At 69.6% G+C, this 26,067-nt stretch carries 27 protein-coding genes and 2 pseudogenes; 9 read left to right on the top strand and 20 right to left on the bottom strand.

Going from position 1 to position 26,067, the window contains the following annotated elements; translation table 11 throughout:
• Window positions 1-21: 21 nt before the first annotated feature.
• The 5 genes from hypE to G6N51_RS27615 all read left to right on the top strand — a co-directional run bounded on the left by hypE (window position 22) and on the right by G6N51_RS27615 (window position 4,527).
• Window positions 22-1,134 carry a hydrogenase expression/formation protein HypE gene (hypE, locus tag G6N51_RS27635; protein WP_083172924.1) on the top strand — a complete coding sequence of 371 codons (1,113 nt, stop codon included), beginning with the start codon at window positions 22-24 and terminating at the stop codon, window positions 1,132-1,134.
• Window positions 1,135-1,205: 71 nt separating this feature from the next.
• Window positions 1,206-1,478 carry a HypC/HybG/HupF family hydrogenase formation chaperone gene (locus G6N51_RS27630; protein WP_083172923.1) on the top strand — a complete coding sequence of 91 codons (273 nt, stop codon included), beginning with the start codon at window positions 1,206-1,208 and terminating at the stop codon, window positions 1,476-1,478.
• A gap of 15 nt (window positions 1,479-1,493) precedes the next feature.
• Complete coding sequence (gene hypD / locus G6N51_RS27625; protein WP_083172922.1) at window positions 1,494-2,624, top strand: hydrogenase formation protein HypD; 1,131 nt, start codon at window positions 1,494-1,496, stop codon at window positions 2,622-2,624.
• The gene (locus G6N51_RS27620) at window positions 2,621-3,364 is read left to right on the top strand and encodes a DUF6390 family protein (protein WP_264052128.1); all 744 of its coding nucleotides are present in this window, start codon (window positions 2,621-2,623) and stop codon (window positions 3,362-3,364) included. Before hypD ends, G6N51_RS27620 begins: the two co-directional genes overlap by 4 nt.
• A 20-nt stretch (window positions 3,365-3,384) precedes the next feature.
• A complete protein-coding gene (locus G6N51_RS27615) occupies window positions 3,385-4,527 on the top strand; it encodes an alkaline phosphatase family protein (protein WP_083172921.1) in 1,143 nt (380 codons plus the stop codon).
• Between the two features lie 195 nt (window positions 4,528-4,722).
• On the opposite strand, the gene G6N51_RS27605 is transcribed toward G6N51_RS27615, so the two are convergent.
• The 10 genes from G6N51_RS27605 to dxr all read right to left on the bottom strand — a co-directional run bounded on the left by G6N51_RS27605 (window position 4,723) and on the right by dxr (window position 15,898).
• Complete coding sequence (locus G6N51_RS27605; protein ID WP_232078596.1) at window positions 4,723-5,469, bottom strand: gamma-glutamyl-gamma-aminobutyrate hydrolase family protein; 747 nt, start codon at window positions 5,467-5,469, stop codon at window positions 4,723-4,725.
• Window positions 5,470-5,607: 138 nt separating this feature from the next.
• A complete protein-coding gene (locus G6N51_RS27600) occupies window positions 5,608-6,159 on the bottom strand; it encodes an alpha/beta hydrolase (protein WP_083172919.1) in 552 nt (183 codons plus the stop codon).
• 130 nt (window positions 6,160-6,289) lie between these two features.
• On the bottom strand, window positions 6,290-7,801 hold the full coding sequence (locus tag G6N51_RS27595; protein ID WP_083172918.1) for a cobyric acid synthase: 1,512 nt from the start codon (window positions 7,799-7,801) through the stop codon (window positions 6,290-6,292).
• Window positions 7,802-7,815: 14 nt separating this feature from the next.
• Window positions 7,816-8,673, bottom strand: a complete 858-nt coding sequence (map, locus tag G6N51_RS27590; RefSeq protein WP_083172917.1) for a type I methionyl aminopeptidase — start codon at window positions 8,671-8,673, stop codon at window positions 7,816-7,818.
• A gap of 50 nt (window positions 8,674-8,723) precedes the next feature.
• Window positions 8,724-9,308, bottom strand: a complete 585-nt coding sequence (locus tag G6N51_RS27585) for a DUF1707 SHOCT-like domain-containing protein (RefSeq protein WP_083172916.1) — start codon at window positions 9,306-9,308, stop codon at window positions 8,724-8,726.
• A gap of 142 nt (window positions 9,309-9,450) precedes the next feature.
• Window positions 9,451-11,277, bottom strand: coding sequence for a penicillin-binding transpeptidase domain-containing protein (locus tag G6N51_RS27580; RefSeq protein ID WP_083172915.1), 1,827 nt, complete (start codon window positions 11,275-11,277; stop codon window positions 9,451-9,453).
• A 90-nt stretch (window positions 11,278-11,367) separates the two neighbouring features.
• On the bottom strand, window positions 11,368-12,222 hold the full coding sequence (locus G6N51_RS27575; protein ID WP_083172914.1) for a GNAT family N-acetyltransferase: 855 nt from the start codon (window positions 12,220-12,222) through the stop codon (window positions 11,368-11,370).
• Between the two features lie 56 nt (window positions 12,223-12,278).
• Window positions 12,279-13,445: a flavodoxin-dependent (E)-4-hydroxy-3-methylbut-2-enyl-diphosphate synthase gene (ispG, locus tag G6N51_RS27570; RefSeq protein ID WP_083172913.1), complete on the bottom strand. Its 1,167-nt coding sequence runs from the start codon at window positions 13,443-13,445 to the stop codon at window positions 12,279-12,281.
• Window positions 13,446-13,467: 22 nt separating this feature from the next.
• Window positions 13,468-14,682 (bottom strand): M50 family metallopeptidase, encoded by a 1,215-nt coding sequence (locus G6N51_RS27565; RefSeq protein WP_083172912.1) that lies wholly within the window; start codon window positions 14,680-14,682, stop codon window positions 13,468-13,470.
• Window positions 14,683-14,701: 19 nt separating this feature from the next.
• Window positions 14,702-15,898 (bottom strand): 1-deoxy-D-xylulose-5-phosphate reductoisomerase, encoded by a 1,197-nt coding sequence (gene dxr / locus G6N51_RS27560; protein ID WP_083172911.1) that lies wholly within the window; start codon window positions 15,896-15,898, stop codon window positions 14,702-14,704.
• 96 nt (window positions 15,899-15,994) lie between these two features.
• Here dxr and G6N51_RS27555 point away from each other — a divergent pair, with 96 nt between their 5' ends.
• On the top strand, window positions 15,995-16,249 hold the full coding sequence (locus G6N51_RS27555; RefSeq protein ID WP_083172950.1) for a DUF2631 domain-containing protein: 255 nt from the start codon (window positions 15,995-15,997) through the stop codon (window positions 16,247-16,249).
• Window positions 16,250-16,266: 17 nt separating this feature from the next.
• Here the strand turns inward: G6N51_RS27555 and G6N51_RS27550 are convergent, their stop codons facing one another.
• From G6N51_RS27550 to pyrH, 6 genes are all read right to left on the bottom strand, one after another.
• Entirely contained in the window at window positions 16,267-17,136 is an 870-nt protein-coding gene (locus G6N51_RS27550; protein WP_083172910.1) for a cytochrome c biogenesis CcdA family protein, read from the bottom strand.
• 4 nt (window positions 17,137-17,140) lie between these two features.
• Complete coding sequence (locus G6N51_RS27545) at window positions 17,141-17,650, bottom strand: protein disulfide oxidoreductase (RefSeq protein WP_083172909.1); 510 nt, start codon at window positions 17,648-17,650, stop codon at window positions 17,141-17,143.
• Between the two features lie 125 nt (window positions 17,651-17,775).
• Complete coding sequence (gene rlmN / locus G6N51_RS27540; RefSeq protein ID WP_083172908.1) at window positions 17,776-18,870, bottom strand: 23S rRNA (adenine(2503)-C(2))-methyltransferase RlmN; 1,095 nt, start codon at window positions 18,868-18,870, stop codon at window positions 17,776-17,778.
• A gap of 23 nt (window positions 18,871-18,893) precedes the next feature.
• On the bottom strand, window positions 18,894-19,817 hold the full coding sequence (locus G6N51_RS27535) for a phosphatidate cytidylyltransferase (protein ID WP_372510045.1): 924 nt from the start codon (window positions 19,815-19,817) through the stop codon (window positions 18,894-18,896).
• Window positions 19,818-19,849: 32 nt separating this feature from the next.
• On the bottom strand, window positions 19,850-20,407 hold the full coding sequence (frr, locus tag G6N51_RS27530; protein WP_083172907.1) for a ribosome recycling factor: 558 nt from the start codon (window positions 20,405-20,407) through the stop codon (window positions 19,850-19,852).
• Between the two features lie 91 nt (window positions 20,408-20,498).
• Window positions 20,499-21,305, bottom strand: a complete 807-nt coding sequence (gene pyrH, locus G6N51_RS27525) for a UMP kinase (RefSeq protein WP_083172906.1) — start codon at window positions 21,303-21,305, stop codon at window positions 20,499-20,501.
• A 350-nt stretch (window positions 21,306-21,655) separates the two neighbouring features.
• Here pyrH and mbp1 point away from each other — a divergent pair, with 350 nt between their 5' ends.
• Together mbp1 and G6N51_RS27515 are read left to right on the top strand one after the other, a co-directional pair.
• Window positions 21,656-21,892 (top strand): microaggregate-binding protein 1, encoded by a 237-nt coding sequence (gene mbp1, locus G6N51_RS27520; protein WP_067901776.1) that lies wholly within the window; start codon window positions 21,656-21,658, stop codon window positions 21,890-21,892.
• A 224-nt stretch (window positions 21,893-22,116) separates the two neighbouring features.
• Window positions 22,117-22,860, top strand: coding sequence for a winged helix family transcriptional regulator (locus G6N51_RS27515; RefSeq protein ID WP_083172905.1), 744 nt, complete (start codon window positions 22,117-22,119; stop codon window positions 22,858-22,860).
• A gap of 54 nt (window positions 22,861-22,914) precedes the next feature.
• Here G6N51_RS27515 and G6N51_RS27510 read toward each other — a convergent pair whose 3' ends face one another.
• Together G6N51_RS27510 and G6N51_RS27505 are read right to left on the bottom strand one after the other, a co-directional pair.
• Window positions 22,915-23,850: a lysophospholipid acyltransferase family protein gene (locus G6N51_RS27510; protein WP_083172904.1), complete on the bottom strand. Its 936-nt coding sequence runs from the start codon at window positions 23,848-23,850 to the stop codon at window positions 22,915-22,917.
• A 100-nt stretch (window positions 23,851-23,950) separates the two neighbouring features.
• Window positions 23,951-24,505, bottom strand: coding sequence for an MPT63 family protein (locus G6N51_RS27505; protein ID WP_083172903.1), 555 nt, complete (start codon window positions 24,503-24,505; stop codon window positions 23,951-23,953).
• Window positions 24,506-24,885: 380 nt separating this feature from the next.
• On the opposite strand from G6N51_RS27505, the pseudogene G6N51_RS29760 reads away from it, so the two are divergent.
• Window positions 24,886-25,561 (top strand): annotated as a pseudogene (locus G6N51_RS29760) (SDR family oxidoreductase).
• Here the strand turns inward: G6N51_RS29760 and G6N51_RS27495 are convergent.
• Together G6N51_RS27495 and G6N51_RS27490 are read right to left on the bottom strand one after the other, a co-directional pair.
• On the bottom strand, window positions 25,469-25,798 hold the full coding sequence (locus G6N51_RS27495) for a DUF2795 domain-containing protein (RefSeq protein ID WP_083172902.1): 330 nt from the start codon (window positions 25,796-25,798) through the stop codon (window positions 25,469-25,471). The pseudogene G6N51_RS29760 and the gene G6N51_RS27495 overlap by 93 nt on opposite strands.
• 86 nt (window positions 25,799-25,884) lie before the next feature.
• Window positions 25,885-26,064: pseudogene (locus G6N51_RS27490) on the bottom strand (ChaB family protein); the annotation flags it as partial.
• Window positions 26,065-26,067 lie beyond the last annotated feature (3 nt).

Raw genomic sequence — 26,067 nt, 5'->3', positions numbered from 1 at the left:
CGAGCGATGAGGAGCGGCGCAGTGAGCACGACCGCGGGTGAATACCTTTCGTCGGGGCCGCGGTTCGCCGAGGGCGAGGTGATCGAGCGGATCGAATCGTTCCGCAGGCGCCGCCCCCGGTTACTGGACGACCATGTGACGCTGGCGCACGGCGCGGGCGGCAAGGCCTCGGCGGCGCTGGTGGACGCGGTGTTCATGGAGGCGTTCCGCAACCCGATGCTGGAGTCGCTGGGTGACAGCGCGGTCCTGACGTTGCCCGGTGGCGAACGCCTGGCGATGTCCACCGATTCGTTCGTGGTGCAGCCCAGGCGCTTTCCCGGGGGCTCCATCGGCGCGCTCGCCGTGCACGGCACCTGCAACGACCTCGCGATGGCCGGTGCCGTGCCGTCGTGGATCTCGGCGGCGTTCGTGCTCGAAGAGGGTTTCCCCATCGGCGAATTGAAGGAGATCGTCGCCGACATGGCGGCGGCGGCCGCCACGGCGGGCGTGCGGATCGTCACCGGCGACACCAAGGTGGTGCCCAAGGGAGCCGCCGACGGGGTGTTCGTCACCACCGCCGGGGCCGGTGTCATCCCCGCGGGGCGTGCACTGTCCGCGGCGTCGGTGCGGCCCGGCGACAAGCTGCTGTTGTCGGGGTCGATGGGCGACCACGGCATGGCGGTGATGCTGGCGCGGGGCGATCTGGCCATCGAGGCCGACATCCACTCCGACACCGCCTGCCTCAGCCCGCTGGTGGAGCTGTTGATGGCTGCCGCGCCGTCCACCCGCTGGATGCGCGACGCGACGAGGGGCGGGGTGGGCACGGTGTGCAACGAACTGGCCCAGGCCTGTGGCCTCGGGGTGCTGCTCGACGAGGATCGGCTCCCGGTGGCGCCCATGGTGAACGGCGCCTGCGAGCTGCTCGGCATCGACCCGCTCTACGTCGCCAACGAGGGCAAGTTCGTCGCCGTCGTCGCGCCCGAGGAGGCGGCGGCCGGGCTCGAGGCACTGCGGTCGCATCCGCTGGGTGCCGATGCGGCCGAGGTCGGGGAGATCGTCACCGAACCGGCCGAAAGCGTGGTGTTGCGCACGGGATTCGGCGGAACAAGGATCGTCGACATGCTCGTCGGCGACCCGCTGCCACGAATCTGCTAGGGCGTGGCGATCGCAAGCGCGGCGTAAGCCGGGCGCGGCGGATTGCCACCGGAAAGGAAGGGAGGCCGCACATGTGTCTGGGGATTCCGGGCCGGATCGTTGAAATCACCGATCCTGCCAACTATTTGGCGAAGGTCGACGTCAGCGGTGTGCAGCGCACCATCAGCGTCCGGCTGCTCGAGGACGAGATGCCCGAACCCGACGACTGGGTACTGGTGCACGTCGGTTTCGCGATGGCCAAGATCGACGAGACCGAGGCCCTGCTCACCCTGGCCGCCGTCAAGAAACTCGGCGAAGCCTACGACACCGAGATCCAAGCCTTCGACTCCTCATCGATCGTCTGAGAAGGAAGGACCGTCATGAAATTCGTTGACGAGTTCCGTGACCCGGCCGCCGCCCGCAAGCTGCTGGGCGCCATCGGGCGCTTGGCCGGCACCGACGGCGATCACTTCAAGTTCATGGAGGTGTGCGGCGGGCACACGCACACGATCTACCGGCACGGCATCGAGCACCTGCTGCCCGACAACGTCGAACTGGTACACGGGCCCGGGTGTCCGGTCTGCGTGATCCCGATGGGCCGCATCGACGACGCGATGTGGCTCGCCGGCCAACCCGACGTGATCTTCACCTGCTTCGGTGACATGATGCGGGTGCCCGGGTCGGCCGGCAGCCTGCTGGACGCCAAGGCGCGCGGCGCCGACGTCCGGTTCGTCTACTCCCCGCTGGACGCGTGCAAGATCGCGGTCGACAATCCCGGCAAGCACGTGGTGTTCTTCGCCATCGGTTTCGAGACCACCGCGCCGTCGACCGCCGTGACGCTGGTGCGGGCGCGCGATCTGGGCCTGACCAACTTCAGCGTGTTCTGCAACCACGTGATGATCGTGCCGCCCATCAAGGCCATCCTGGAGTCGCCGGACCTGCGACTGTCGGGGTTCATCGGTCCCGGGCACGTCTCGACCGTGGTCGGCAACCGCCCCTACCGGTTTGTGCCCGAGATTTACCGAAAGCCGTTGGTGGTGGCCGGTTTCGAGCCGCTGGACATCCTGGCCGCCGTCGCCATGCTGCTGACGCAGATCCGCGAGGGCCGCTGCGAGGTGGAAAACCAGTACAAGCGCGTGGTGCCCGAGGGCGGCAATCCGGCCGCTTTGGCGTTGATGGGCAAGGTTTTTGCGCTGCGTCCCCATTTCGAGTGGCGCGGGCTGGGTTTCATCTCCCAAAGCGCACTGCGACTGCACGACGACTTCGCGGAGTTCGACGCCGAGCTGCGGTTCGCGATGCCGGGCGTGCGGGTCGCCGACCCCAAGGCGTGTCAGTGCGGCGAGGTGCTCAAGGGCGTGCTCAAACCTTGGGAATGCAAGGTTTTCGGCACCGCGTGCACCCCGGAGACCCCGATCGGCACGTGCATGGTGTCCCCCGAGGGGGCGTGCGCGGCCTACTACAACTTCGGACGCCTGCACCGGGACGCGGTCAAACTGGTGGAGCACGCTTGACCGGTGGAAGCTCGGAAGGCGGCGTGGAGATGTTCGCGCGCTACGCCTACGCGCCCAACGCCCTGGGCTATTGCGGGCCGCCGCTGGGAGCCACCCTGCGCGACGGTTCGATTGACGAAGTGCGCAGGGCCGCAACGACGTTCTCCGGGGCGTGGCCGTACCTGCGGGTGCTGTCGACGCTGACCGGGATCGCGGATCCGCTGGATTACCGGCTCGTCGAGTCGTACTGGCTGGGCGGCGGAGTCGGAGCCGACCTCGACCCGCGGGACTTCTTGGATGCGTTGCTGGCGATCATCGGCCCGCAGGCGGGCCGCTACTGGTCACACCTGACGCCGGACCTCGCCCCCGAGGCCGCCGCCAACCACTGCTTCCACGTGTTCGGCGTGTACCCGTGGACCCGGTTTTTGGGCCGTGGCATGGATGAACATCCGCTCAACGTGCTGGACAGCTGCCGCATCACCTGGGGGACCGTGGTTTCCCGCGATCACGACCGTATCGAGGTGCAGCGCCGGAGGCTGGTGCTCGACGGCGGGGCGCTGGCGCTCTCCGAAGCGTCGGCCGGCGTGTTCGACGTCTGGACCGACGGGTACAGCGCGGTGCCCGACGTGGCCGCCGGTGATGAGGTCGCACTGCACTGGGGGCGGCTGTGCGGCCGGCTCTCGCCGCGGCAGGTTCGCGCGCTCGCCGACGGCACCGATCGCCAACTGCGCGTGACGAGCGACCGACTGGCGCGTGTCTAATTTCGTGCCAGACTGGCCCAGTGCCCGGCTCCCTCTGCGACGTGCTGCCCGCCGTCGGAACGCTGCTCGGCGCGCCGGGCGCCGTCGACGAGCTGGGCCTTGTCGGCTGGATAGGCGGGGCCGACCAGCTCGATCGCGTGGCGCTCGTGCTGGTGGATGGACTGGGCTGGCACCTGCTGCCGGAGCTGGCCGGCAGCGCCCCGCTGCTCGCCGCGGTGCTCGCCGGGCAAACCGGGCGCCTCACGGAGCTGGCCTGCACGTTCCCGTCGACCACCCCGACCAGCCTGGTGTCGCTGGGGACCGGGGCGCGGCCCGGGGAGCACGGGATCCTGGGCTTCACGCTCAACGTCCCCGGCACCGACCGGGTGCTCAACCACATCCTGTGGCGTGACGATCCCCCGCACGCCGAGTGGCAGCCGTTACCCACCTGGTTCGGACGGCTCAACAACGCCGGCGTCAGCGCCCGCGCCGTGCTGCCGGCCGCGTTCATGGGCAGCGGGCTGACCGACGCCGCGTATCGCGGCGCCGAATTCCGCCCGATTCAACCGGCCGACGACAACGCGCGGAAAGTGGCCGAGGAGCTGAAGGCGGCGCCTGGTCTGGTCTACGGCTACACCGCCGCCCTGGACACCGCGGCGCACGCATTCGGCATCGGATCCTCCCAGTGGCACGAGGCGGCCGCCCGTGTCGACGCGCTGCTGAGCCGGCTGGTCGAGGCGCTGCCTCCCAGCGCGGCGCTGCTGGTGACGGCCGACCACGGCGGTTTCAACGCGCCGCCGGACGCGCGGGTCGACCTCGACACCGACCCGCGGCTGGCCGCGGGGGTCCGGGTGGTCGCCGGCGAGCCGCGGGTGCGCTACCTGCACACCGAGCCGGGCGCCACGGCCGACGTGCAGGCGGCCTGGACTGAGGTACTCACCGGCAAGGCGGATGTGTACAGCCGGGATCAGGCGGTGGCCAGCGGGATGTTCGGGCCGGTCAAGCCGGCGCACCTGGCGCGAATCGGCGATGTCGTCGTCGTGTGCACCGGCGATGCCGCCGTCCTGGCGACCGGGCACGAGCCACCGGAAACGGCCCGCCTCATCGGCTTTCACGGCGCGGCGACACCCGCCGAGATGGCCATCCCCCTCATCGCGTTCAAATCCCCTGCCACAACCGACTAGTCGCCGGCGCGGGCCTCGCTCAACAAGGCGGCGGCGCTGCGGTGCCTGCTGCCCAACCGGCGTGGTGTCCTCGGCGCGGCGATCACCGCGCGGGCCGGCCACGCTACGTCGGTCGGGGCGCTGTCGGTGCCACGGAGCTGGGCGGCGGCCGCGACGCCCATGGCCGTCCGCGCGGAACGGTCGCCCAGCGCCGGGTCAGCCCGCGTACGAGCGCGCGGCTTCCACGACCGCAGTGAAGAGGCGCACATCGTCCAGGGACTGCTCCGGATGCCATTGCACCGCAAGCACAAACCGGTCCCCCGGTAACTCCAGCGCCTCGACCACGCCGTCGGGATCCCACCCGCTGACCACCAGGCCCTCACCGACTTTGTCGATCGCCTGATGGTGGTAGCACGCCGCGTCGGTGGACTCCCCCACCAAACTGGCGAGCCGGCTGCCCTCGGCGGTGCGCACCGGCAGCCTGGTGAACACTCCGTTGCCCGCCCGATGCCCGTCGTGCCCGAGGACGTCGGGCAGGTGCTGGTGCAGGGTGCCGCCGAGCGCCACGTTGAGCACCTGCGCGCCGCGACAGATGCCCAGCACCGGCAGGCCCCGATCCAGCGCACCACGCAACAACGCGAACTCCCAGGCGTCGCGGGCGGCCCGCGGCTGATCGGTGGTCGGATGCGGCTGCTGGCCATACGCGGCCGGGTCCAGGTCGTAGCCGCCGGTAATGACCAGCGCGTGCAAGCTGTCGAGGACCGGGCCCACGGTCTCGGGTTCCGCCGGTTGGGGTGGCAGTAACACCGCCGCCCCGCCGGCCAGGAGGACACCCTGGAAGTAATCGGCCGGCAGATAACCCGCGGGCATGTCCCACATCCCCGTCCGCACCCGCTCCAGGTAACAGGTCAGGCCCACCACCGGGCGCCCAGAGGCGTTCACCACCGCGCATCCCTTCCCGATCGATGACCGCCGTCAATCCCCGCGCCCCGCTCGACACGTTACCGCCCCGGGGCGGTCGGTGCCGACGGCGGCGGATGACGCGCGGAACCGCCGGCAAACCGCTTGTACGCGTGGGGGTTCGGCGCACCAAGCCGGGGATCACCAGGTGCTGGTACGCAATACGATCTCGGCGGCCAGCTGTGCCGTCGACTCCTGTACCGTGCGCCTGCCCAGGTGCACCACCCGGTATTCGGCGTAGACATACTGCTGGCTGGCGCGGGCCACCGCCCGCGCGGCCGGGGAGCTGAACAGCACCGTGGTGCCGATCTCCACCGGCGGGCAATGCTCGTCGCGAACCTCGCCGTCACGGTCGGCCACCCGCGGATGTCCGCGGTCGATCACCACCAGGCCGACGAACCGGCCCAGCTTCGTGGCCGCCAGTTCCCAGGCCAGGTCGCCGCCGGCGCGGTCGCCAACCACCACGGCCCAGCCGATCGCCAGGGCGTCGAGGATGCCCACCACCGATTTGGGGGTCAGGCGCGCGTCGATGCCGATGACGACGGTGCGAAGCGACGCGGTGTGCAGACGCTCGCACACCGCGTCGTAGGCGGTGGGAAGACGCTGCTCGTCGCCCAGGATGACGACCACGACGCCTTGCTCCGGGCCGGCCACGGCTACCGGGACGGGGAACCCGTCGAGCGTGGTCATCATGGAGGGCACCTACGCACGCTACAGCGGGTCGGCGCGCCCGCGCGACGATTTCTCCAATTTCCGTGCGCGCTCGACGGGCTTTGCGTGACCGTAAATTCCGCCTTCACGCCGCGCCGGCCCGGCGAAAGCCTCAGGGCCGCAAGCGGCTTGCGATGTGCGGCCGGGGTGGCGGCGGACCGTCGAGCAGGCCGAGGACGGCGTCGACGTCGAGATGGGAATCCAGCAGCTCGGCGATCTTGTCGAGCTGGGCATCGCGTCGCGCGGCGACGTCGGTGTCGGCGACGACGAACCCGCCGCGGCCGGCCGCCGCCGCGACGCGGGTGAGCCACGCGCGGCGGAAGTCGTCGTTGTCGAGCAGGCCGTGCCAGTGCGTGCCGAAGACCGCGCCGCGCATTAAGCCGTGCGGCTGCCAATCGCGCGCGCCCTCCGCGGCGAACCAGCTGTCCTCGGCGCACCGCGACACGCGGCCGTGGTGAATCTCGTATCCGGCCAGCGGCGGCGGCCACCGGCGCAGCACCTTGGACTCACCGAAGGCGATGTCGGCGTCCAACAGCCCCAGGCCGGCGACCTCGCCGGCCCCCGATTCCACGGTGTCATCGATGCGCCGGCACAGCATTTGAAAGCCCCCGCAGATACCGAGCACCGGCTTGCCGGCCGCGGCGTGCGCGGTGATCGCCCCGGCCAGACCCTGCTCGCGCAGCCAGGCCAGGTCGGCCACGGTGGATTTGCTCCCGGGGATCACGATCAGGTCGGCCCCGGCCAGGTCTGCCGCGTCGGTGCTCCAGCGCACCATGACGCCCGGTTCGCAGGCCAGCGCCTCCACGTCGGTGGAGTTGGAGATCCGCGGCAGCCGGATCGCGGCCACCCGCAGCCACTCGCGCCCGCGCGGCGGTGCCGGGGTGCCGACGACGCGGCGCGCGACCACCGACAGCGAATCCTCGGCGTCCAGCCAGAGTTCGTCGGCGTAGGGCAACACCCCGTAGGTCGGACGGCCGGTCATCGCGTGCAGCTGCCACAGTCCGGGTTCGAGCAGAGCGGGGTCCCCCCGGAACTTGTTGACCACGAAGCCGGCGATCAGCGCCTGGTCGTCGGGCGCGAGCACCGCGACCGTGCCGAAGAGATGCGCGAGCAACCCACCGCGGTCGATGTCACCGACCAGGATCACCGGCAGGCTCGCCGCCCTGGCCAGGCCCATGTTGGCCAAATCCGTGGAACGCAGGTTGATTTCGGCCGGAGAGCCGGCACCCTCGCAGATGACCGCGTCGAATTCCGCACGCAGGCTGGACAATTCGTCCGCGACGATCCCCGCGAGGCGGTCGCGGTGGCGCACATAGCTTGCCGCCGTGACCGAATCGGCGACCTGGCCCCGGATCACCAGCTGTGACGTCCGGTCGCTGCCCGGTTTGAGCAGGATCGGGTTGAACCGCACGCTGGGCTCCAACCCCGCCGCCCGCGCCTGCAGCGCCTGGGCCCGGCCGATCTCGCCGCCCTCGACGGTGACCACGGAATTGTTGGACATGTTCTGGGCCTTGAACGGCGCCACCCGGACCCCGCGGCGCGCCAGCAACCGGCACAAGCCCGCGGCCACCACCGATTTCCCGGCGTCGGAGCTGGTGCCGGCGACCAGCAGCGCCCCGCTCAAGGGTTCACGGCTGCTTAGATCGAGGTGAGGATTTCCACGCCGGTGTCGGTCACCAGCAGGGTGTGCTCGAACTGCGCGGTCCACTTGCGGTCCTTGGTGACCACCGTCCAGCCGTCGTCCCAGATCTCGTAGTCCAGGCCGCCGAGGTTGATCATCGGTTCGATGGTGAACGTCATCCCCGGCTGCATGATCGTGGTCACCGACGGCTGGTCGTAGTGCAGCACCACCAGCCCGTTGTGGAACGTGGTGCCGATGCCGTGGCCGGTGAAGTCGCGAACCACGTTGTAGCCGAACCGATTAGCGTAGGCCTCGATGACGCGGCCGACGACCGACAGCGCCCGCCCCGGCTTGACGGCGTTGATCGCGCGCATCGTCGCCTCGTGGGTGCGCTCCACCAGCAGCCGGTGCTCTTGCGAGACATCGCCGGCCAGGAACGTCGCGTTGGTGTCGCCGTGCACGCCGTCGATGTAGGCGGTGACGTCGATGTTGACGATGTCGCCGTCTTCGACCACGGTCGAGTCGGGGATCCCGTGGCAGATGACCTCGTTGAGCGACGTGCAGCACGACTTCGGGAAGCCCTTGTAGCCCAGGGTGGACGGGTAGGCGCCGTGGTCGATCATGTACTCGTGGGCGATCCGGTCCAGTTCGTCGGTCGTCACCCCGGGCGCCACGGCCTTGCCCGCCTCCTGCAGCGCGCCGGCTGCGATCCGGCCGGCGACCCGCATCTTCTCGATCACCTCCGGTGTTTGCACCCACGGCTCGCTGCCTTCGCGGACGGTGGGCTTCCAGGCGTATTCCGGGCGGGGGATGCGGCTGGGCACCGGCAGTGTGGGGGACAACTCTCCGGGGGAAAGCGCGGTGCGGGCGGGCATGGGGCCAGCTTAGCGACGCCGCGCGGCGCCGGCTCGGCCCCGAGCCCCGATCAGCCGAAGCGGCCGCGGATCAACGAGCGCCGCGGCCCCCGGATGGTCACCGAGCCGCACACCACCCGCCCCGTCAGCACGACGTGTGGCCGCCCTTCGCCCGGCGCGTCCTTGCGGCGGTCGGTGGCGCTGCCCACGTAGACCTCCACGTCGTCGATCGACGCGCTGGCGCCGTCCGGCAACCGGATCTCCACCGAGCCGAACCGCATGTCGAGTTCGATGACCACCACCGGGCCCGCGAACCGCGCCCTGGTCAGGTCGAGTTCGATCGAGCCGAGCCGGCGCACCAACGCCAGGCGGGTGGGCACCGTCCACTCCCCATGGCGTTTCAGCGAGCCGGCCCAGCCGCGCAGCTCCACCCGGTCGGCCGCGGACGTGACGATGGCGCCCGGACCCGGCAGGTCGCCGACCAGCGCGTCCAGCTCGCCGCGGGTGCGGGCGTAGGACACCTGCGACGAACGCTGCTCGAACTCGTCGATATCGATCAGACCGAGCGCGACGGCGTTGTGCAGTCGACGCATCGTGCCGTTGCGGTCGGCGTCCGAGACCCGCAACGCCACCATCTCTCCACCGGTCTCAGTCATGGCCTTTCCTGACGCTGAAAACCCTCGGCCCACCCTCGCAACTTACCGCTGCCGGGAGCCTCGCGAGCGTGCGTGTCGGTACGCCGACACGCCGTTGCGGGCGGCATTCCGTGCACGCTCGCCTGGGCGCCCGCAACGGGCGTCAGGCCAGGAAGTCCGGCGGCAGCGATTCGAACATCACCTTGGTCATCCGGACCGCGTATTCCGAGCTGCCGCCCCCGACGATCAGCGCGGCGAACGCCAGGTCGCCGCGGTACCCGGCGAACCAGGAATGCGATCCGCCCGGGAACTCGGCCTCACCCGTCTTTCCGTAGACGGCGCCGCAGCCGGCGATCTCCTTGGCCGTCCCGTTGGTCACCACCAGCCGCATCATGGGCCGCAGGGCGTCCACCATCTTCGGGCTGATCGGCGTGGTGTCGCCCTGCACCGCGGTGGGCCGGCCGGCAATGAGCTGCGGCGTCGGGGTCCTGCCGGCGGCGACGGTCGCCGCCACCAGGGCCATGCCGAACGGGCTGGCCAGCACCTTGCCCTGGCCGAAGCCGTCTTCGGTGCGCTCGGCGAGGTCCACCGTCGGCGGCACCGACCCGGTCACCGTGGTGATGCCGTCGACCTGGTAGTCCAGCCCGATCCCGTACCGGGTGGCCGCCTGCGTCAGGCCCCGGGGCGGCATCCTGCTGCTGAGCTCGGCGAACGTGGTGTTGCACGAACTGGCGAACGCCCGCGACATCGGCACCACGCCCAGGTCGAAGCCGCCGTAGTTGGGGATGGTGCGGTGCCCGATGTCGATATGGCCCGGGCAGCCCAGCATGGTGTTCGGGGTGGCCATGTCGCGCTCGACGGCGGCGCCCGCGGTCACCATCTTGAACGTCGACCCCGGCGGGAAGAGGCCGGTGGTGGCCACCAGGCCGTCCTCATCGGCGCCGCCGTTCTGGGCGATCGCCAGGATCTCCCCGGTGGACGGCTTGATCACGACCATCATGGCTTTGCCGCCCCGGGTGTCCACCGCGTGCTGGGCGGCGTTCTGCACCACCCGGTCGAGCGTGATCGAGACCGACGGTGCCGGCGACCCCGGCACCTCGTGCAGGACTTCGACCTCGACACCGTTCTGGTTGACGCTGACCACCCGCCAGCCGGCCTCGCCGTCGAGCTGGTCGGCCACGGCCTTCTTCACTTCGGATATGACGGCCGGCGCGAAATGCGGGTCGGTCGGCAGCATCTCCGGCTGCGGGGTGACCACGACGCCGGGCAGCCGCCCGATCGCCGGGAAGACCTTGTCGTTGTCGTCGGGATGCAGCGTCACCAGATCCAGCTGCTGCGTCGCCGAGCTGGCCTGCTCGGCGAGCAACTGCGGGTCGTTCAGCGCCCCGTTGAAGGGGTGCAGGACGTCGACGATCGCGTGTGCCGTCCCGATCAGGGCGGCCCCGGATCCGGCCTGGGTGGCGTCCAGCGTGTAGTGGTACAGGTAGCCGGGGACCAGCACGTCACTGCCGCCGAGCTCGTTCACCGAGGCGCGCCGCGGCGCGTCGGCCCGCAGCGCGAACGTCTGATGCTCGCCAAGTTTGGGGTGCAGGTCGGTGGTGGTCCAGCGGACCTCCCAGCGTCCCTCGTCGCGCGCCATTTTCAGCTGGCCGTCGTAGGTCCAGGTCCGGTTCTTGGGCAGGTGCCAGGTGAAGCGATAGCCGACCGTGCCGGTGTCCTCGGCGTATTTGGCGTTGAGGATCTGCGCGTCGAGGTGGCTCGTCTGCAGCCCCGCCCACGCCGCGTTGAGCGCTTCGCGCGCCTCGTTGGGGTTGTCGCTGAGTTGGGCGGCGGTGGCGGTGTCGCCGACGGCCAGCGCGCCGAAGAACCGCTCCGCCGCGGGGCCGGGGCCCTCGGGCCGCGGGGTGCAGCCGGACAGGGCCACGGCCGCGACGAGCAGCACACCGGAGATCCCCGACGCTGCTGATACCAGTGTGCTTCTTGTTGCCATCGTTACAGATGTTATGAACGGTGGCGGCGGCATCGGCGCAGACACACCGAGACCGAAGCGTTACGGCCGCGTACCGCGTCCGAGAGAACGCTAGTCGAGCAAGACCGTCGCGAACGTGCCCACCTCGGCGAAGCCCACTCGGGCGTACGCGGCGCGGGCCACGGTGTTGAAGCTGTTCACGTACAGGCTGGCGGTGCGCCCGCTGCCGACGATCACGGCGGCCACGGTCGCGGTGCCGGCGGTGCCGAGGCCCAGGCCCCGCCACTCCGGGTGCACCCAAACCCCTTGGATCTGGCCGACACCCGGCGACTGCGAGCCCACCTCGGCCTTGAAGACGACCTGGCCATGCTCGAAGCGGGCCCAGGCACGGCCGGCCGCGATGAGGCTCGCGACGCGCCGCCGGTACCCGCGGCCACCGTCGCCGATGCGGGGGTCGACGCCCACCTCGCCGATGAACATGTCCACGGCCGCCACCAGGTAGGCGTCCAGCTCGTCCGGCCGGACCTGGCGCACGTCGGGGTCGATGTCGCAGTCCGGGTGCCGCGACAGCGCCAGCAGCGGCTGGTGGTCGCGCACGTCGCGGGCCGGGCCCCACGCGGACTCGAGCCGCTCCCACATCCGCATCACCAGGTCGGCCCTGCCGACCAGCGACGAACAACGGCGCGTCCCGCTCATCGCCTCGTCGGCGAAGGCGTCCATGTCGGCCGGCGCGCCGCGCAGCGGGATCAGGTTGGCGCCGGCGAAGCACAGCGACTCCTGGGCACCGCGCAGGGTCCACAGCTCGCCGCCGATGGAATTCGGGTCGATGCCGTGGTCCGCCACCCGGGCCGCGACCATGCACGACCCGACCGGGTCCTCCTCGAACACCCGCCAGACGGCGGCGGCGTCGCGCACCACGGACACCCGTCGCTCGCCGACAAGGCGGAACAGGGGCGGAGCCGACATCTGGCGAACTCTCTGTGCTGCGAACTAACGGACCGGCAGCCGGAAACCGGCCCCCATCAGCTTACGGTCACGATCGGCGAACCGCTTGATGTTGTGTCAGGACCGTGATCGGCGCCCATCTCCGAGGCGAGCCGCATGGCCTCCTCGATCAGGGTCTCGACGATCTGGGCTTCCGGTACGGTCTTGATCACTTCGCCGCGAACGAAGATCTGCCCCTTGCCGTTTCCCGACGCGACGCCCAGGTCGGCCTCGCGGGCCTCCCCCGGGCCGTTGACGACGCACCCCATCACCGCGACCCGCAGCGGCACGTCGAGGCCGTCCAGCCCGGCGGTGACCTCGTTGGCCAGGGTGTAGACGTCGACCTGCGCGCGACCGCAGGACGGGCAGGACACGATCTCCAGGCCGCGCGGCCGCAGGTTCAGCGACTCCAGAATCTGGATGCCGACCTTGACCTCTTCGACGGGCGGCGCGGACAGCGACACCCGGATGGTGTCGCCGATCCCCCGCGACAGCAGCGCGCCGAAGGCCACCGCGGACTTGATGGTGCCCTGGAACGCGGGGCCGGCCTCGGTGACGCCGAGGTGCAGCGGGTAGTCGCATTGGGCGGCCAGCTGTTCGTAGGCGGCGACCATCACGACGGGATCGTTGTGCTTGACGCTGATCTTGATGTTGCCGAAGCCGTGGTCCTCGAACAGCGAGGCCTCCCACAGCGCGGACTCGACCAGCGCCTCGGGGGTGGCCTTGCCGTACTTCTCCAGGAAGCGCTTGTCCAGCGAGCCCGCGTTGACGCCGATGCGGATCGGGATGCCGGCCGCGGCGGCCGCCTTGGCCACCTCGCCCACCCGGCCGTCGAATTCCTTGATGTTGCCGGGATTCACCCGCACCGCGGCGCACCCCGCGTCGATGGCGGCGAAGATGTACTTGGGCTGGAAGTGGATGTCGGCGATCACCGGGATCTGGCTGTGCCGGGCGATCTCGGCCAGCGCGTCGGCGTCCTCCTGCCGCGGGCAGGCCACCCGCACGATGTCGCAGCCGGCGGCGGTCAGTTCCGCGATCTGCTGCAGCGTCGTGTTCACATCGTGGGTCTTGGTGGTGCACATCGACTGCACGGAAATCGGATAGTCGCTGCCCACCCCGACGTCGCGGACCATGAATTGGCGCGTCTGGCGCCGGGGGGCGAGCGTGGGCGCCGGAGCGTCCGGCATGCCCAGGCCAACGGTCACAGTCTTGGTTTCCTTTGGTCGATTACTGGAAGAGGGTGATCGGATTCACCAGATCCGCGGTGACGGTCAGCAGCATGTACCCGACCACGAACACCAGCACCACGTACGTGGCGGGCATCAGCTTGAGATAGTTCACCGGCGCGGCCGCGACCATGCCGCGGGCCGACCGGATCATGTTGCGGACCTTCTCGAACAGCGCGACGGCGATGTGCCCGCCGTCGAAGGGCAGCAGCGGCACCAGGTTGATCGCGCCCAGGATCAGGTTCAGCTGGGCCAGGAAGAACCAGAACGCCATCCACAGCCCGTGATCGACGGTCTCGCCGCCGATGATGCTGGCTCCCACGACGCTCATCGGCGTCTGCGGGTCGCGCTGCCCACCGCCGATCGCGTGGACCAGGGCGCCCACCTTGGTCGGGATCGTGACGAGCGCCTTACCCACCTCTGCGGTCAGGTCGGTCGCGAAGGCGACGGTCGCGGGAACCGCGGTGAGCGCGTTGTAGTGCGTGGGCTGAAGCCTCTGCGCGCCGACGCCGATGGCGCCGACCGTGGCAGATTCGGGCTTGGCGCCCTCTGCCTTGGAGATGTAGCGCTGGGTGGGCGTCACGTCGACGTAGGTGGTGATCGGTGTGCCGTTGCGCTCGACCACGACGGGGACGCTGCCGTGCAGTTTGCGAACCGCGGCCGCCATGTCATCGAAGCTGGAGACCTTGGTGCCACCGACCTTGACCACGACGTCGCCGGGGCGGATCCCGGCCAAGGCCGCCGGACCCGGTCCGGCGCAGTCGGCGAGCTTTCCGGGACTCACTTCCGGTGCGACGCAAGCGGTTTCGCCAACGACGGCCCGGGTGTCGGGGTGCAGGTTCGGCAGCCCCCAGACCAGGGCGATGCCGTAGATCAGGACCAGGCAGATCACGAAGTTCATGCCGGGGCCGGCGAACAGCACCGCGACGCGCTTCCAGACGGCTTGCTTGAACATCGCCCGGTCGGTCTCGTCGGGGGCCAGCTCCTCGACCGAGGTCATCCCGGCGATGTCGCAGAAGCCGCCCAGCGGCACGGCCTTCAGCCCGTACTCGGTCTCACCACGCCGCGTCGACCACAGCGTGGGCCCGAACCCGACGAAATAGCGTCGCACCTTCATGCCGGTCGCACGGGCGACCCACATGTGGCCGCACTCGTGCAGGGCCACCGAGATCAGGATGGCAACGGCGAACAGCGCAATGCCGATAACGAACATCATCTCCGCTGCAGGACCTTTCTCACACCATTCCGGAGGCGTTGACGGAGGCCTCGGTGGGCCGTGCGTGTGCGACGGCGCGTCGCGCCCGCTCCCGCGCCCAGCGCTGCGCGTCTAGTACCTCATCCACGTTAGCGGGTGAAACCGCCCATTGGTCGGCGGCGTGCAGCACCTCGGCGATGGTTTCGACGATGACGGGGAATCCCACCCGGCCCTCCAGGAACGCCGCCGCCGCCTCCTCGTTGGCCGCGTTGTACACGGCGGTCATGCAGCCGCCGGTCCGGCCGGCGTGCCGCGCCAGGTCGACGGCGGGGAAAACCTCGCTGTCCAGCGGTTCGAATTCCCAGCTAGAGGCGGTGGTGAAGTCGCAGGACGCGGCCACCCCGGGGACGCGGCGGGGCCACCCCAGGGCCAGCGAGATGGGCAGCTTCATGTCCGGCGGGCTGGCCTGGGCGATGGTCGACCCGTCGATGAACGTGACCATCGAGTGAACAATCGACTGCGGGTGCACGACGACCTCGATGCGGTCGTACGGGATGCCGAACAGCAGGTGCGTTTCGATGAGTTCGAGCCCCTTGTTGACCAGCGAGGCCGAGTTGAGCGTGTTCATCGGGCCCATCGACCAGGTCGGGTGGGCGCCCGCCTGTTCGGGGGTGACCCCCTCGAGCTGGGCGGCGGTCCAGCCTCGGAACGGCCCGCCCGAGGCGGTCAGCACCAGCTTGGCGACCTCTTCCGGGGTGCCGCCGCGCAGGCATTGGGCCAGCGCGGAGTGCTCGGAGTCGACGGGCACGATCTGACCCGGTCGCGCCGCCCGCAACACCAGAGGACCACCGGCGATCAGCGATTCCTTGTTGGCCAGCGCCAGCCGGGCCCCCGACTCCAGCGCCGCCAGCGTCGGACGCAGGCCCAGTGCGCCCACCAGCGCGTTGAGGACGACGTCGGCCCGGGTGTCTTCGACCAGGCGGGTGACGGCGTCGGGGCCGCGGTACGGGGCGTCGGCGATCTGCGCCGCGCGTTCGTCGGCGACTGCGATGTTGGTGACCCCCGTCTCGGCGCGCTGACGCAGCAGGGTCTCCAGGTTCGCGCCCCCCGCGGCCAGGCCGACCACCTCGAAGCGGTCCGGATGGGCCGCGATCACCTCGAGCGCCTGGGTGCCGATCGAGCCGGTGCTGCCCAGCACCAGCACGCGCAGGCGGCCGTCGGGTGTCGCGGTTGTCACCCACCCATTGTGCCCCGCTCGAAGAGTCCGCGACGGGTGCGGGACCGCGCCGCGGGTATGCCAGAATCGCTGCAGAAGCGACGAAAGGGGTTCACCGTGGCCAGTACCGAGGTGGAACAGTTCACCGGCGTCGACACCGTCGAGGTGCCGTCGGCGGCGTGGGGTTGGAGCAGGATCAACCACCGCACGTGGTACCTCACCGGTCTGGTCATCATCGTGTTCCTGCTGGCGATGCTGCGCGGCAACCACGTCGGCCACATCGAGAACTGGTACCTGATCGGGTTCGCCGCGGTGGCCCTGTTCGCCCTGGTCCGCGACCTGTGGGGCCGCCGCCGCGGCTGGATCAGGTAGCCGCCCACCCCGATGCTCTAGCGTTGCGCCCGCCGGTACCAGGCGCCGCCGAGCACGACGGCGGCCAAGGCGAACAGGGCCGCCAGCCAGGGCCACATCCCGTGCTGATGCACCCAGCCGGCCAGCGTTCCCTGCACGCGCCCGGCCGCGGTGATCACCGCGTCCTGCGGATTGGCGTCCGGCCCCAATAGGCGTAGCTCGTAGCAGCCGTAGTAGGCCACGTAGAGACCGACGAGCAACAGCAGCGCGCCACTGATCCGGTCGACGAATGGCAGGATGCGCCGCAGCCGGTCCACCACCGCCGAGCTCGCGGTAGCGGCGGCGACCGCGAGTACGCCGACGACCAAGGTCAGGCCCCCTGTGTAGGCGAGGTAGATCGACACCTCCGTGACGATCGATCCACCCCGCAGGCCGGCCGCGGTGACCGCCAGAAACGGCCCGATCGTGCACGACAGGGAAGCGAGCGCGTAGCTGACGCCGTACCCGTACATCGAGCCGAGCCGCACCGTGGGTGCCCGCCGCGGGCCCAACGGCCGAGGGGTGAGCGCCGACAGCCGGCGACCCGACATCAGCCATACGCCGAGCGCGACGAGCACGACGCCGACGATCACCGTGGCGTACGGCAGGTACCGCTGTACGGTCGTGGCCGCCGATACCGTCAGCGCGCCGAACAAGCCGAACACCGTCAGGAAGCCGAGCGCCATCCCGGCGGTGGCTGCCAGCGCCCGCCCGGCGGCCGTCAAAGCCGACGACACGCCCGCTCGCTCGCCGGACCGCTGACCTCGCACCACCAGCAGCAGGTAGGCGGGCAGCATGGCAAAGCCACACGGGTTCAGGGCCGCCACCAACCCGGCGGCAAAGGCCAGGCCGACGAGGCCCCGATCCACGAGGTCAGGACCTCAGCGCGGCTACCCGCTCGGACAGCTCCTGCTGCGACATCGCCGCGGTCGGGTTGTTCACGAAGGTCGAGCTGCCGTCCGCCCGGTAGAACACGTAAGCGGGCTGCCAGGGGACGTTGTACCGGGCCCAGAGCGCGCCGTCGGTGTCGTTGAGATTGGTGAAATTCAGGTTGTACTTGGCGACGAAGTTCTGCATCGCAGCCACGTCGGAGTGGGCCGCGACGCCGACGAAAGTGACGCCGGGGTTCGCGGCTGCCACCTGGCTGACGCCCGGGGCTTCGGCGTTGCAGAACGGGCACCACGGCGTCCAGAACCACAACACCGCGGGTTTGCCCTGCAGGCTGGCCCCGTTGAACGGCGCACCACTGAGGGTCGTTGCCGTGAATTGCAGACGGTCGTCCGCCGCCGCCGCCCGGGTCGCGCTGCCCACGCCGATAGTCCACATGACCGCGATGAGCGCCGCGGCAAACGCTTTGCTCAGGGTTGAACGGTGAATCCTCATGGCACACCTCGTTTGCTGGAGTCCTGCCCTACTCGACGGGGCAGAAGCTCGCCCGGTTCACCGGAGCTACCCGCCTTCGGCGGCCAGCTGTCCGCAGGCGGTAGTGGGATTCGCCTGCGCTCCAGCTACCCGCCTTCGGCGGCCAGCTGTCCGCAGGCGGCGCTGATCTCACGTCCGCGCGTGTCCCGCACCGTGCACGACACCCCCTGCGCCCGCACCCGCCGGACGAACTCGCGCTCCACAGGCTTGGGGCTGGCGTCCCACTCGCTGCCCGGCGTCGGGTTGAGCGGGATCAGGTTGACGTGCACCAGCGGGCCCAGCGCCCGATGCAGGCGTTTACCCAGCAGGTCGGCCCGCCACGGCTGGTCGTTGACGTCGCGGATCAACGCGTACTCCACCGATACCCGGCGCCCGGTGACGTCGGCGTAGTAGCGGGCGGCGTCGAGCGCCTCGGTGATCTTCCACCGGTTGTTGACCGGCACGAGGGTGTCGCGCAGTTCGTCGTCGGGCGCGTGCAGCGACAGCGCCAGCGTCACGCCGAGCCGCTCGTCGGCCAGTTTGCGGATGGCGGGGGCCAGGCCGACCGTCGAGACCGTGACCGAGCGGGCCGAGATGCCGAAGCCGTGCGGCGGCGCCTCGGTGATGCGACGCACCGCGGCAACCACCCTCGCGTAGTTGGCCAGCGGCTCCCCCATGCCCATGAACACGACGTTGGAGAGCCGGTCGCCGAAGTCGTCGCGCAGGGCCACGGCGGCGGAGCGCACCTGCTCCAGAATCTCCGCGGTCGACAGGTTGCGGGTCAGTCCCCCCTGCCCCGTCGCACAGAACGGGCAGGCCATGCCGCAGCCGGCCTGCGAGGAGATGCACACGGTGTTGCGCTGCGGGTAGCGCATCAGCACCGACTCGAAGGTCGTCCCATCGGTGCCGCGCCACAACGTCTTTCGGGTCTGCCCGGCATCGCAGGTGACTTCGGCGGCCGAGCTCAGCAGGCGCGGGAACATCGCCTCGGCGACCCGGTCCCGCACGGCGGCCGGCAGGTCGGTCATCTCGCGGGGGTCGGCGATCAGGCGGCCGTAGTACTGATGCGCCAGCTGCTTGGCGCGGAATGCCGGCAGGCCCAGCTCGGCGACGGCCGACGCGCGGCCTTCCGCGTCCAGGTCGGCCAGGTGCCGCGGCGGCCTGCTGGGGCGGGGTTCGGTGTAAACCAGTTGTTGGACCATGACCAGTCCAGTATCGGCCTTGGTCAGGGTACGAGCGTCAGCACCGTCCACGCGGCGACCGCCGACGGGAGTACACCGTCGAGCCGGTCCATCAGACCGCCGTGGCCGGGCAGCAAGCGGCCCATGTCTTTGATGCCGAGGTCGCGCTTGATCTGGGACTCGACGAGATCGCCGAGCGTGCCGGTCAGCACGAGGACGACGCCCAGCAGCGCTCCGATCCAGGGCGGCTTGCCGGCCAGGAACGTGGCCGTCAGGATCGCCGCGGTGATGCCGAAGAAGAGCGAGCCGGCGAACCCCTCCCAGGACTTCTTCGGGCTGATCGCGGGGACCATCGGGTGCTTGCCCAGCAGCACGCCCACGGCGTAGCCGCCCACGTCGGAGGCGACGACCGTGACCATCAGGCAGAACACCCGGCCCGCGCCGTCCTTCGGGTAGACCAGCATGGCGCCGAAGGAGGCGAACAGCGGCACCCACGCGGCCAGGAACACGGTGGCCGAGGCGTCACGCAAATAATTCGCCGACGGCGAACCGGCGAACGGCTCCGGCCGCTTGCTGTTGTCCTGCATGAACAGCCGCCACACGTTGCACACCACCACGGTGGCGGCGAACCCGGCCAGGGCGCCGGCGGCGTGATAGGGCCACGTCAGCCAGAGGGTGACCTGCCCGCCGATCAGCAGCGGGATGAGCGGGATGACGTACCCGGCCTCGCCCAGCCGCCGCGACACCTCGAGGGTGGCGACGAAGATGGCGAGCGCGACGATGGGAACCCAGAAGCGCGGCGCAAACATGAGCGTCACGATCAGCACGCCGCCGATCCCCGCGCCCACCGCGATCGCGGCGCGCAGGTCGCGTCCGGCGCGGGACGTCTTCTTGGCCGGCTGCTGCATGGTGTTCCTGCCCTCACGCCGCGGCTCGTCGGGCGGGCTGGCTGCGCCGGTGGTTGCCACGGACCTGGGTGAACTCAGCTACTGGGCGGTCGCTAGACCTCCAGCAGCTCGCCTTCTTTGTGCTTGACCAGGTCTTCGATCTGGGTGATGTACTGGTGCGTGGTCTTGTCCAGGTCTTTTTCCGCGCGACCGACCTCGTCCTCGCCGGCCTCGCCGTCCTTGCGGATCCGGTGCAACTCCTCCATCGCCTTGCGCCGGATGTTGCGCACCGACACCTTGGCGTCTTCCCCCTTGCCCTTGGCCTGTTTGACCAGCTCCCGGCGCCGCTCCTCGGTCAGCTGCGGCACCGCCACCCGGATGAGGGTGCCGTCGTTGGTCGGGTTGACGCCCAGATCGGAGTTGCGGATCGCCGTTTCGATCGCGCCGAGCTGACTGGTTTCGTAGGGCTTGATCACCACGAGTCGCGCCTCGGGCACGTTGATGCTGGCCAGTTGCGTGATGGGGGTGGTGGCGCCGTAGTAGTCGATGACGACCCGGGAGAACATGCCCGGGTTGGCGCGCCCGGTCCGGATGCTTGACAGGTCGTCACGGGCCACCGCTACGGCCTTCTCCATTTTCTCTTCCGCGTCGAAGAGAGCCTCGTCAATCATTGCGCCGCTCCTTTCCCCCGCAAGCGGGAGGTGCCCCCACATCACTGCGTTCTGCATCGTCGCCAGCGCGAATCATCGTTCGCTCTTCCCCTCAGGTGGTGACCAGTGTCCCGATTTTCTCACCGGCGACCGCGCGGGCGATATTGCCATTGGTCAGCAGGTTGAACACCAGGATCGGCATGCCATTGTCCATGCAGAGGCTGAACGCGGTGGCGTCGGCCACTCGCAGGCCCCTGTCGATGACCTCACGATGGCTGATCGCGGCGATGAGCTCGGCTTGCGGATCGTGCCGGGGGTCCGCGGAGAACACCCCGTCGACCGCCTTGGCCATCAAGACGACCTCGGCGCCGATCTCGAGCGCCCGCTGCGCGGCCGTGGTGTCGGTGGAGAAGTAGGGCAGTCCCATGCCGGCCCCGAAAATCACCACCCGCCCCTTCTCCAGGTGGCGGACGGCGCGCAGCGGCAGGTACGGCTCGGCGACCTGACCCATGGTGATCGCGGTCTGCACACGGGTGACGATGCCCTCCTTTTCCAGGAAGTCCTGCAGCGCCAGGCTGTTCATGACCGTGCCGAGCATGCCCATGTAGTCCGAACGGGTGCGTTCCATGCCGCGCTGCTGCAGCTGCGCGCCCCGGAAGAAGTTGCCGCCGCCGATTACGACGGCAACCTGCACGCCGTCGCGAACCACCTCGGCGATCTGGCGGGCCACCCGCGCCACGACATCGGGGTCCAGGCCGACCTGGCCGCCGCCGAACATCTCGCCGCCAAGCTTGAGCAACACCCTGGAGTACTTGGGCCGCGTTCGCGGCTGCCCGGCAGCTGATCCGTTCTCCCGCGCCGTCGGCTCCGGCTGTGGAGCCGACGCGCCGGCGGCTTGGGGCTCCCTGGACTCCGTCATCAGGCTCCTCGCATGAAGGTGCCATCCCGGGTGACCACATCCGGAACGGCATTTCACATCCTGCCTCATCGCAGCACAACGCGGCGTCGGCGGGGTGCGTTATGCGCAGAGTTCGCGGCGCGGGCGGTCTTTCGCGGCCATCAGCCAAGGTAACGCCGACGGCGGCGGCGGCTGCGCCGACGTCGGGATGTTTGAGCGGTGGGCGACACGGGGAATCCGCACCATCGCGGCGGGAATTCACGGCCTTGAGAAACAAGGGCCAGCCTGGCCGCAGAACCGGACCGGTCGCTTTCGGCGATCGGCGGTGAGCACGGATCGCTCAACGTACGCCAACGAGAGGAACTAATTCCATGGCGGACAACAACTCGGGACCTGCTGAAGCAGTCAAGGGCGTCGTCGAGGACGTCAAGGGCAAGGCCAAGGAGGCCGTCGGCGCGGTGGCTGGTCGTGACGACCTCACCCGCGAGGGCCAGGCCCAGCAGGACAAGGCAGAAGCACAGCGCGACGCGGCGAAGAAGGAAGCCGAGGCCGAAGCGGCGCGAGGCGGCGCCGAGGCCGCTGAGGAGCGCCAGAAGGCCAATCAGTAGCTTGCTGGGAGGATGGGTCCGGTCTGTGAAAACGGACCGGACCCATCGACTTTTCCACGGCGAGACGATTCCGTCCGGTGAGCCCGGCCGGACGCGGGGCGGACCGCGCCGAAGCAGTTTGCTTAATTTGGCGGCGAGCGGGTAATCACCGCTGCGCTGGCAGACATCTCCCCGTGAGGTGCCTACGAGCCGGGGGAAGAGACCCACCGAGAGTTTTTCGGGAGATGTCGTTGGACGTTCTACTGCTCACCGACGCGGAGGACTTCGACCGGGCTCTGCCGGCCCTGGCATCAGTCGCGCGCATCAAGGGGCGCGCACCCCTGACCGGCTCGGCCCACGGGCCCGACCATGGCGGAGACGTCGCGATCGTCGACGCCCGCGGCGACCTGGCGGCGGCCCGGGAGGCCTGCCGGCGCCTGACAACCGATACCCCCGGCACCGCGGTGGTGGCCCTGGTGGCGCGCGCCGACGACGGGGCGAGGGTCGACGACTGGAACGTCGACGACGTTATGCCGCCCGTCACCGACGGCGACGAGCTGCAGGAGCGGCTGCGACGGGCGATTGCGCAGCGACGCAGCGCAATCGACGGCAGTTTGCGATTCGGCGCGCTGCTCCTGCACCCGACCAGCTTCTCCGGCTCGCTGGAGGGCAAGGACCTGGCGCTCACGCTCACCGAGTTCAAACTGCTGAGTTTCCTTGTGCAGCACGCCGGGCGGCCTTTTACCCGTACCCGCCTGATGCACGAGGCGTGGGGCTACGACAGCAACGGCCGGGTCCGTTCGGTCGACGTTCACATCCGACGGCTGCGCGCCAAGCTGGGAGCCCACCACCAGTCGATGGTCGACACGGTCCGGGGCGTGGGTTACATGGCGGCGACCCCACCGCATCCGGAATGGATCGTCAGCGACCCGACGCTGACACCGATGTGGCCGACGGCGACGGCGGCCCCGGACCCGGTCGCGCGTTAACGCAACCTCCATCGATCCCGAATATCGTTGCCGCACAGCGGCTTCGCGGATAGCTCAGCCGAATAGCGGGAAAGCGCGCTTGCGCGCGAGCGCATCCATTCCTTGCTGGATGGCGTCCTGGATCTCCCGGTACTTGCGGTCCACGTAGGCGTCGTCGTCCGCGCGCGCGGGATCGTGGTCCAGCTCGACCGCGGGCATGAACCGGGTCCTGATCTTGGCCGGGAGTGGCAGCTGCGGCAGCGCCGCCGGCGCGATCCCCCATGGCAGTGAGATCGCCAACGGGAACACCTTGAGGCGCAGCAGCCGGTCCAGTTGCAGGGCCTTCGACAGCTTGTCACCGCGGATCAGCACGGGCATCGCGTCCGCACCGCCGACCGTCGCGATCGGCACGACGGGGACTCCCGCCCGAATCGCCATTTTCACGAACCCTTTTCGTCCGGCCAGGTTGGCGTGGTCGCGCTCGGTCCAGGGGCGCAGCGAGTCCACTTCCCCGCCGGGCCACAGCACGACGTCACGGCCTTCGGCGAGGGCGGTGGCGATCGCGTCCGGGGCGGCCGGGAGCACGCCCATCGATCGGAAGTACCGGCCGATCAACGGGATGGCCATCAACGCATCGTGGGCGGTACCGTGCAGCGGGCGGTCCTGGCCGAAGCGGCGCCACCACTGCAGGCCCACGGTCCAGGCGTCCCAGACGAACGGGGCTCCCGAGTGGATCCCCACCAGCAACGCCGGTGGTTCCGGGATGTTCTCCCAGCCATCGATTTCCATGCGAAACCAGTAGTCCACCAGCACATTCCACAGATATTTCTGCCGCTGAAGGGTGGTCTCGTCCTGCCCGCTGAGGTCCCACTTGCCGGCGCGCTCGGCGACCCAGCCGCTCAATCCGCCGCCCTGGTCGCTGCGCCGTTCGTCCATCGTTGCCCGCGCTTGCTCGGCGTGGAGCTCCGCTTGCTGGCGCACTTCGGCTGGCCTGTGATCCGGGTTACTCATGAGTTGCGGGTACCCGATTCGGGCCCGCACGACGCAACACCGACAAAAAACGGAACTCCCCGCGTCGCGCGCGACGCGGGGAGATATTCCGCAAGCCGGACTACGTGTGGGCCGGGCTGGGCGGTGTGCCCGGAGCGGGGCTCGCGCTCGGGCCACCGGGCGCAGCGCTGCTCGGCACGTTCGACGTCCACATCAGGATGTCCTGCATTCCGTCGTTGTAGACGACACCGTTCGGCGGCGCGCCCGTCACGTCGAAGTACAGCGTCCCGGTCGACTCGCTGCCCTGCGGGATCGGCGCGGGGTTCAGACCGTTGGGGACCCCCACCTTGTCGATCACCCGGTAGTTCTGGCCATTAGGCCCACGAGCGATGAAGTCGTTGACCATCGGGGTCACGACCCCGCCGTCCGAGCGGGCGGTGACGTCGGCCTGGTAGAGCGTCCCCTTGGGCGTGTAGCCGGGAATCGTGACGTTGCTCGGCTGCAGGTTGCTCACGGTGTAGTCGGTGATCAGCGGCCCGTCCACAAGTTTTTCGCTGGTGCCGAAACCCTGAATGTTGGGCGGCGGTGCGGCGAACGCCGGTGCCGCTGCGAATATGCTCGCCGCTATCCCCCCGGCGGCGGCTGCTGTCTTGACGGCCGTCTTGGTGACCTTCATTGTCCATTCCTTTCGTGTTGAACAATCGCCCCCCAGAAGGGCAATACGCACATAAGGCGCCCATAGCCGTTTGTCATGCGCCTTAAACATGTTGCGCGACTATATGACGAATACGTGCCGCTTAGCGGCCTAAAACCGATTTTTTTGCCGGACAGGATCTTTCGCATCAATTCTTAACATCTGTATCGCTATTCACGTCGTATCACTAATACGCCTATGCCCGGCCAGGGCCCACACGGCGATTAGCGCCCGCCCTGGCGGGTAGTCGCATCCGGTTGTAACCGACGAGGGCGAAAGGGGCCGCCCATGGAACGCGGAGGCGCCAAGCACAGTCCGCCCGAGACGACCAGCCCAAGCACGAATGAGACGGCACGCTAAGCCTGGGCTTCGCCCCTCAACAACAGGACGTCCCGGGTGTGCAGGGGCGGATGAACCCGGTTCAGACCGCAGCGAAAACACTTACCGCGGTATGGGAAAGCGATCTCCTATCTCAACGAGGACGACGACGCCCGCGACGTCGCGCGCCTCGTACAGGACGCCGGAAGCAATTGCGTGCTGCTCCCCGGCGACCTTTCCGACCCAGCGCATTGCCGCGCCGTCGTCGACACAGCCGTCCAGGAATTCGGCGGGATCGACGTCCTGGTCAACAACGCCGCCTACCAGATGATGCACAAGAGCCTCGACGAAATCAGCGACGAGGAATGGGATTACACCTTCCGGGTCAACGTCGGTGCGTACTTTTACCTCGCCAAGGCCGCCATCGCGAATTCGTCGGCCGAACTGCCGGCGTCCGACGACGCGAGTTACATCCTCGGCGCGCGGGTGGCCGTGACCCGGGGGGCCGCCCGGTGCTGTGACCCCTGCGCCGCCTCGGTCGCGGGCGGAAAGTTCTCGACGGGCCCAGCCCTTCCGGGCCGAAAAGCCCGCTGGCTACCGGTGATTCGACGCCCGGCCGCGCCGCGTTCAGGGGCCCCGGTTCTCGCCCAGCTCGTCGACGATCGGGCTCCGGGCGGGGATGTCCTTCGCGGTTTCGGCAAGCCCCGGCTTCGTGTGTGACCGACGCGCCGCGGCCTTGTCGCCGTCCCGGATGTCGTGTTCGTCGGCGATGGTGACCGATGCGGCGACTTGGGCGGCGTTGTTGTAGGTCTCTGGCGGGATGGCACGTACGGCGCGGATCGTGTCGTCATCGCAGCCGTTGCGACCGGCGGCGTCGAGCAGATCCTGCTTGTTCACCGGGAAATCCACGTCGCTGAGGCACTGGCGTAGCTGGCTGGAGGTGGTGGAAGCAACCATGGCTGTCGGGATTTCCCGCCGGCTGGGCCTAAAACCGGGTCGGGGCCGGTGTTTTGAGTCACATCGGCGGCCGACGGACGCACCTCTCAGCGGCCCCGCACTCGCCGATTGTGCTTCACGATCGCGTCGACCAACTCCGGCTTGCTCATCGTCGAGCGGCCCCGCACGTCGAGTCGGCGGGCCAGGCCGAGCAAGTGCTTCTTGCTGGCGTTGGCGTCCACGCCTTCGGCGGTCGGGCCGGATGCTCGCGGACCGCCGCTCTGGGCCGC

Source organism: Mycobacterium paraseoulense, assembly GCF_010731655.1.
In the GTDB taxonomy this organism is placed as follows: domain Bacteria; phylum Actinomycetota; class Actinomycetes; order Mycobacteriales; family Mycobacteriaceae; genus Mycobacterium; species Mycobacterium paraseoulense.
This window is presented reverse-complemented; position numbering and strand designations above follow the sequence as displayed.

What these genes read in the sequence shown, in the direction of transcription:
- G6N51_RS27630 (WP_083172923.1), top strand. Translation starts at nt 1,206, where the DNA reads ATGTGTCTGGGGATTCCGGGCCGGATCGTTGAAATCACCGATCCTGCC.
- hypD (WP_083172922.1), top strand. Translation starts at nt 1,494, where the DNA reads ATGAAATTCGTTGACGAGTTCCGTGACCCGGCCGCCGCCCGCAAGCTG.
- G6N51_RS27600 (WP_083172919.1), bottom strand. Translation starts at nt 6,159, where the DNA reads ATGATGACCACGCTCGACGGGTTCCCCGTCCCGGTAGCCGTGGCCGGC.
- map (WP_083172917.1), bottom strand. Translation starts at nt 8,673, where the DNA reads ATGCCCGCCCGCACCGCGCTTTCCCCCGGAGAGTTGTCCCCCACACTG.
- G6N51_RS27585 (WP_083172916.1), bottom strand. Translation starts at nt 9,308, where the DNA reads ATGACTGAGACCGGTGGAGAGATGGTGGCGTTGCGGGTCTCGGACGCC.
- G6N51_RS27580 (WP_083172915.1), bottom strand. Translation starts at nt 11,277, where the DNA reads ATGGCAACAAGAAGCACACTGGTATCAGCAGCGTCGGGGATCTCCGGT.
- G6N51_RS27575 (WP_083172914.1), bottom strand. Translation starts at nt 12,222, where the DNA reads ATGTCGGCTCCGCCCCTGTTCCGCCTTGTCGGCGAGCGACGGGTGTCC.
- G6N51_RS27565 (WP_083172912.1), bottom strand. Translation starts at nt 14,682, where the DNA reads ATGATGTTCGTTATCGGCATTGCGCTGTTCGCCGTTGCCATCCTGATC.
- G6N51_RS27545 (WP_083172909.1), bottom strand. Translation starts at nt 17,650, where the DNA reads ATGAGGATTCACCGTTCAACCCTGAGCAAAGCGTTTGCCGCGGCGCTC.
- rlmN (WP_083172908.1), bottom strand. Translation starts at nt 18,870, where the DNA reads ATGGTCCAACAACTGGTTTACACCGAACCCCGCCCCAGCAGGCCGCCG.
- frr (WP_083172907.1), bottom strand. Translation starts at nt 20,407, where the DNA reads ATGATTGACGAGGCTCTCTTCGACGCGGAAGAGAAAATGGAGAAGGCC.
- pyrH (WP_083172906.1), bottom strand. Translation starts at nt 21,305, where the DNA reads ATGACGGAGTCCAGGGAGCCCCAAGCCGCCGGCGCGTCGGCTCCACAG.
- mbp1 (WP_067901776.1), top strand. Translation starts at nt 21,656, where the DNA reads ATGGCGGACAACAACTCGGGACCTGCTGAAGCAGTCAAGGGCGTCGTC.
- G6N51_RS27515 (WP_083172905.1), top strand. Translation starts at nt 22,117, where the DNA reads ATGTCGTTGGACGTTCTACTGCTCACCGACGCGGAGGACTTCGACCGG.
- G6N51_RS27510 (WP_083172904.1), bottom strand. Translation starts at nt 23,850, where the DNA reads ATGAGTAACCCGGATCACAGGCCAGCCGAAGTGCGCCAGCAAGCGGAG.
- G6N51_RS27505 (WP_083172903.1), bottom strand. Translation starts at nt 24,505, where the DNA reads ATGAAGGTCACCAAGACGGCCGTCAAGACAGCAGCCGCCGCCGGGGGG.
- G6N51_RS27495 (WP_083172902.1), bottom strand. Translation starts at nt 25,798, where the DNA reads ATGGTTGCTTCCACCACCTCCAGCCAGCTACGCCAGTGCCTCAGCGAC.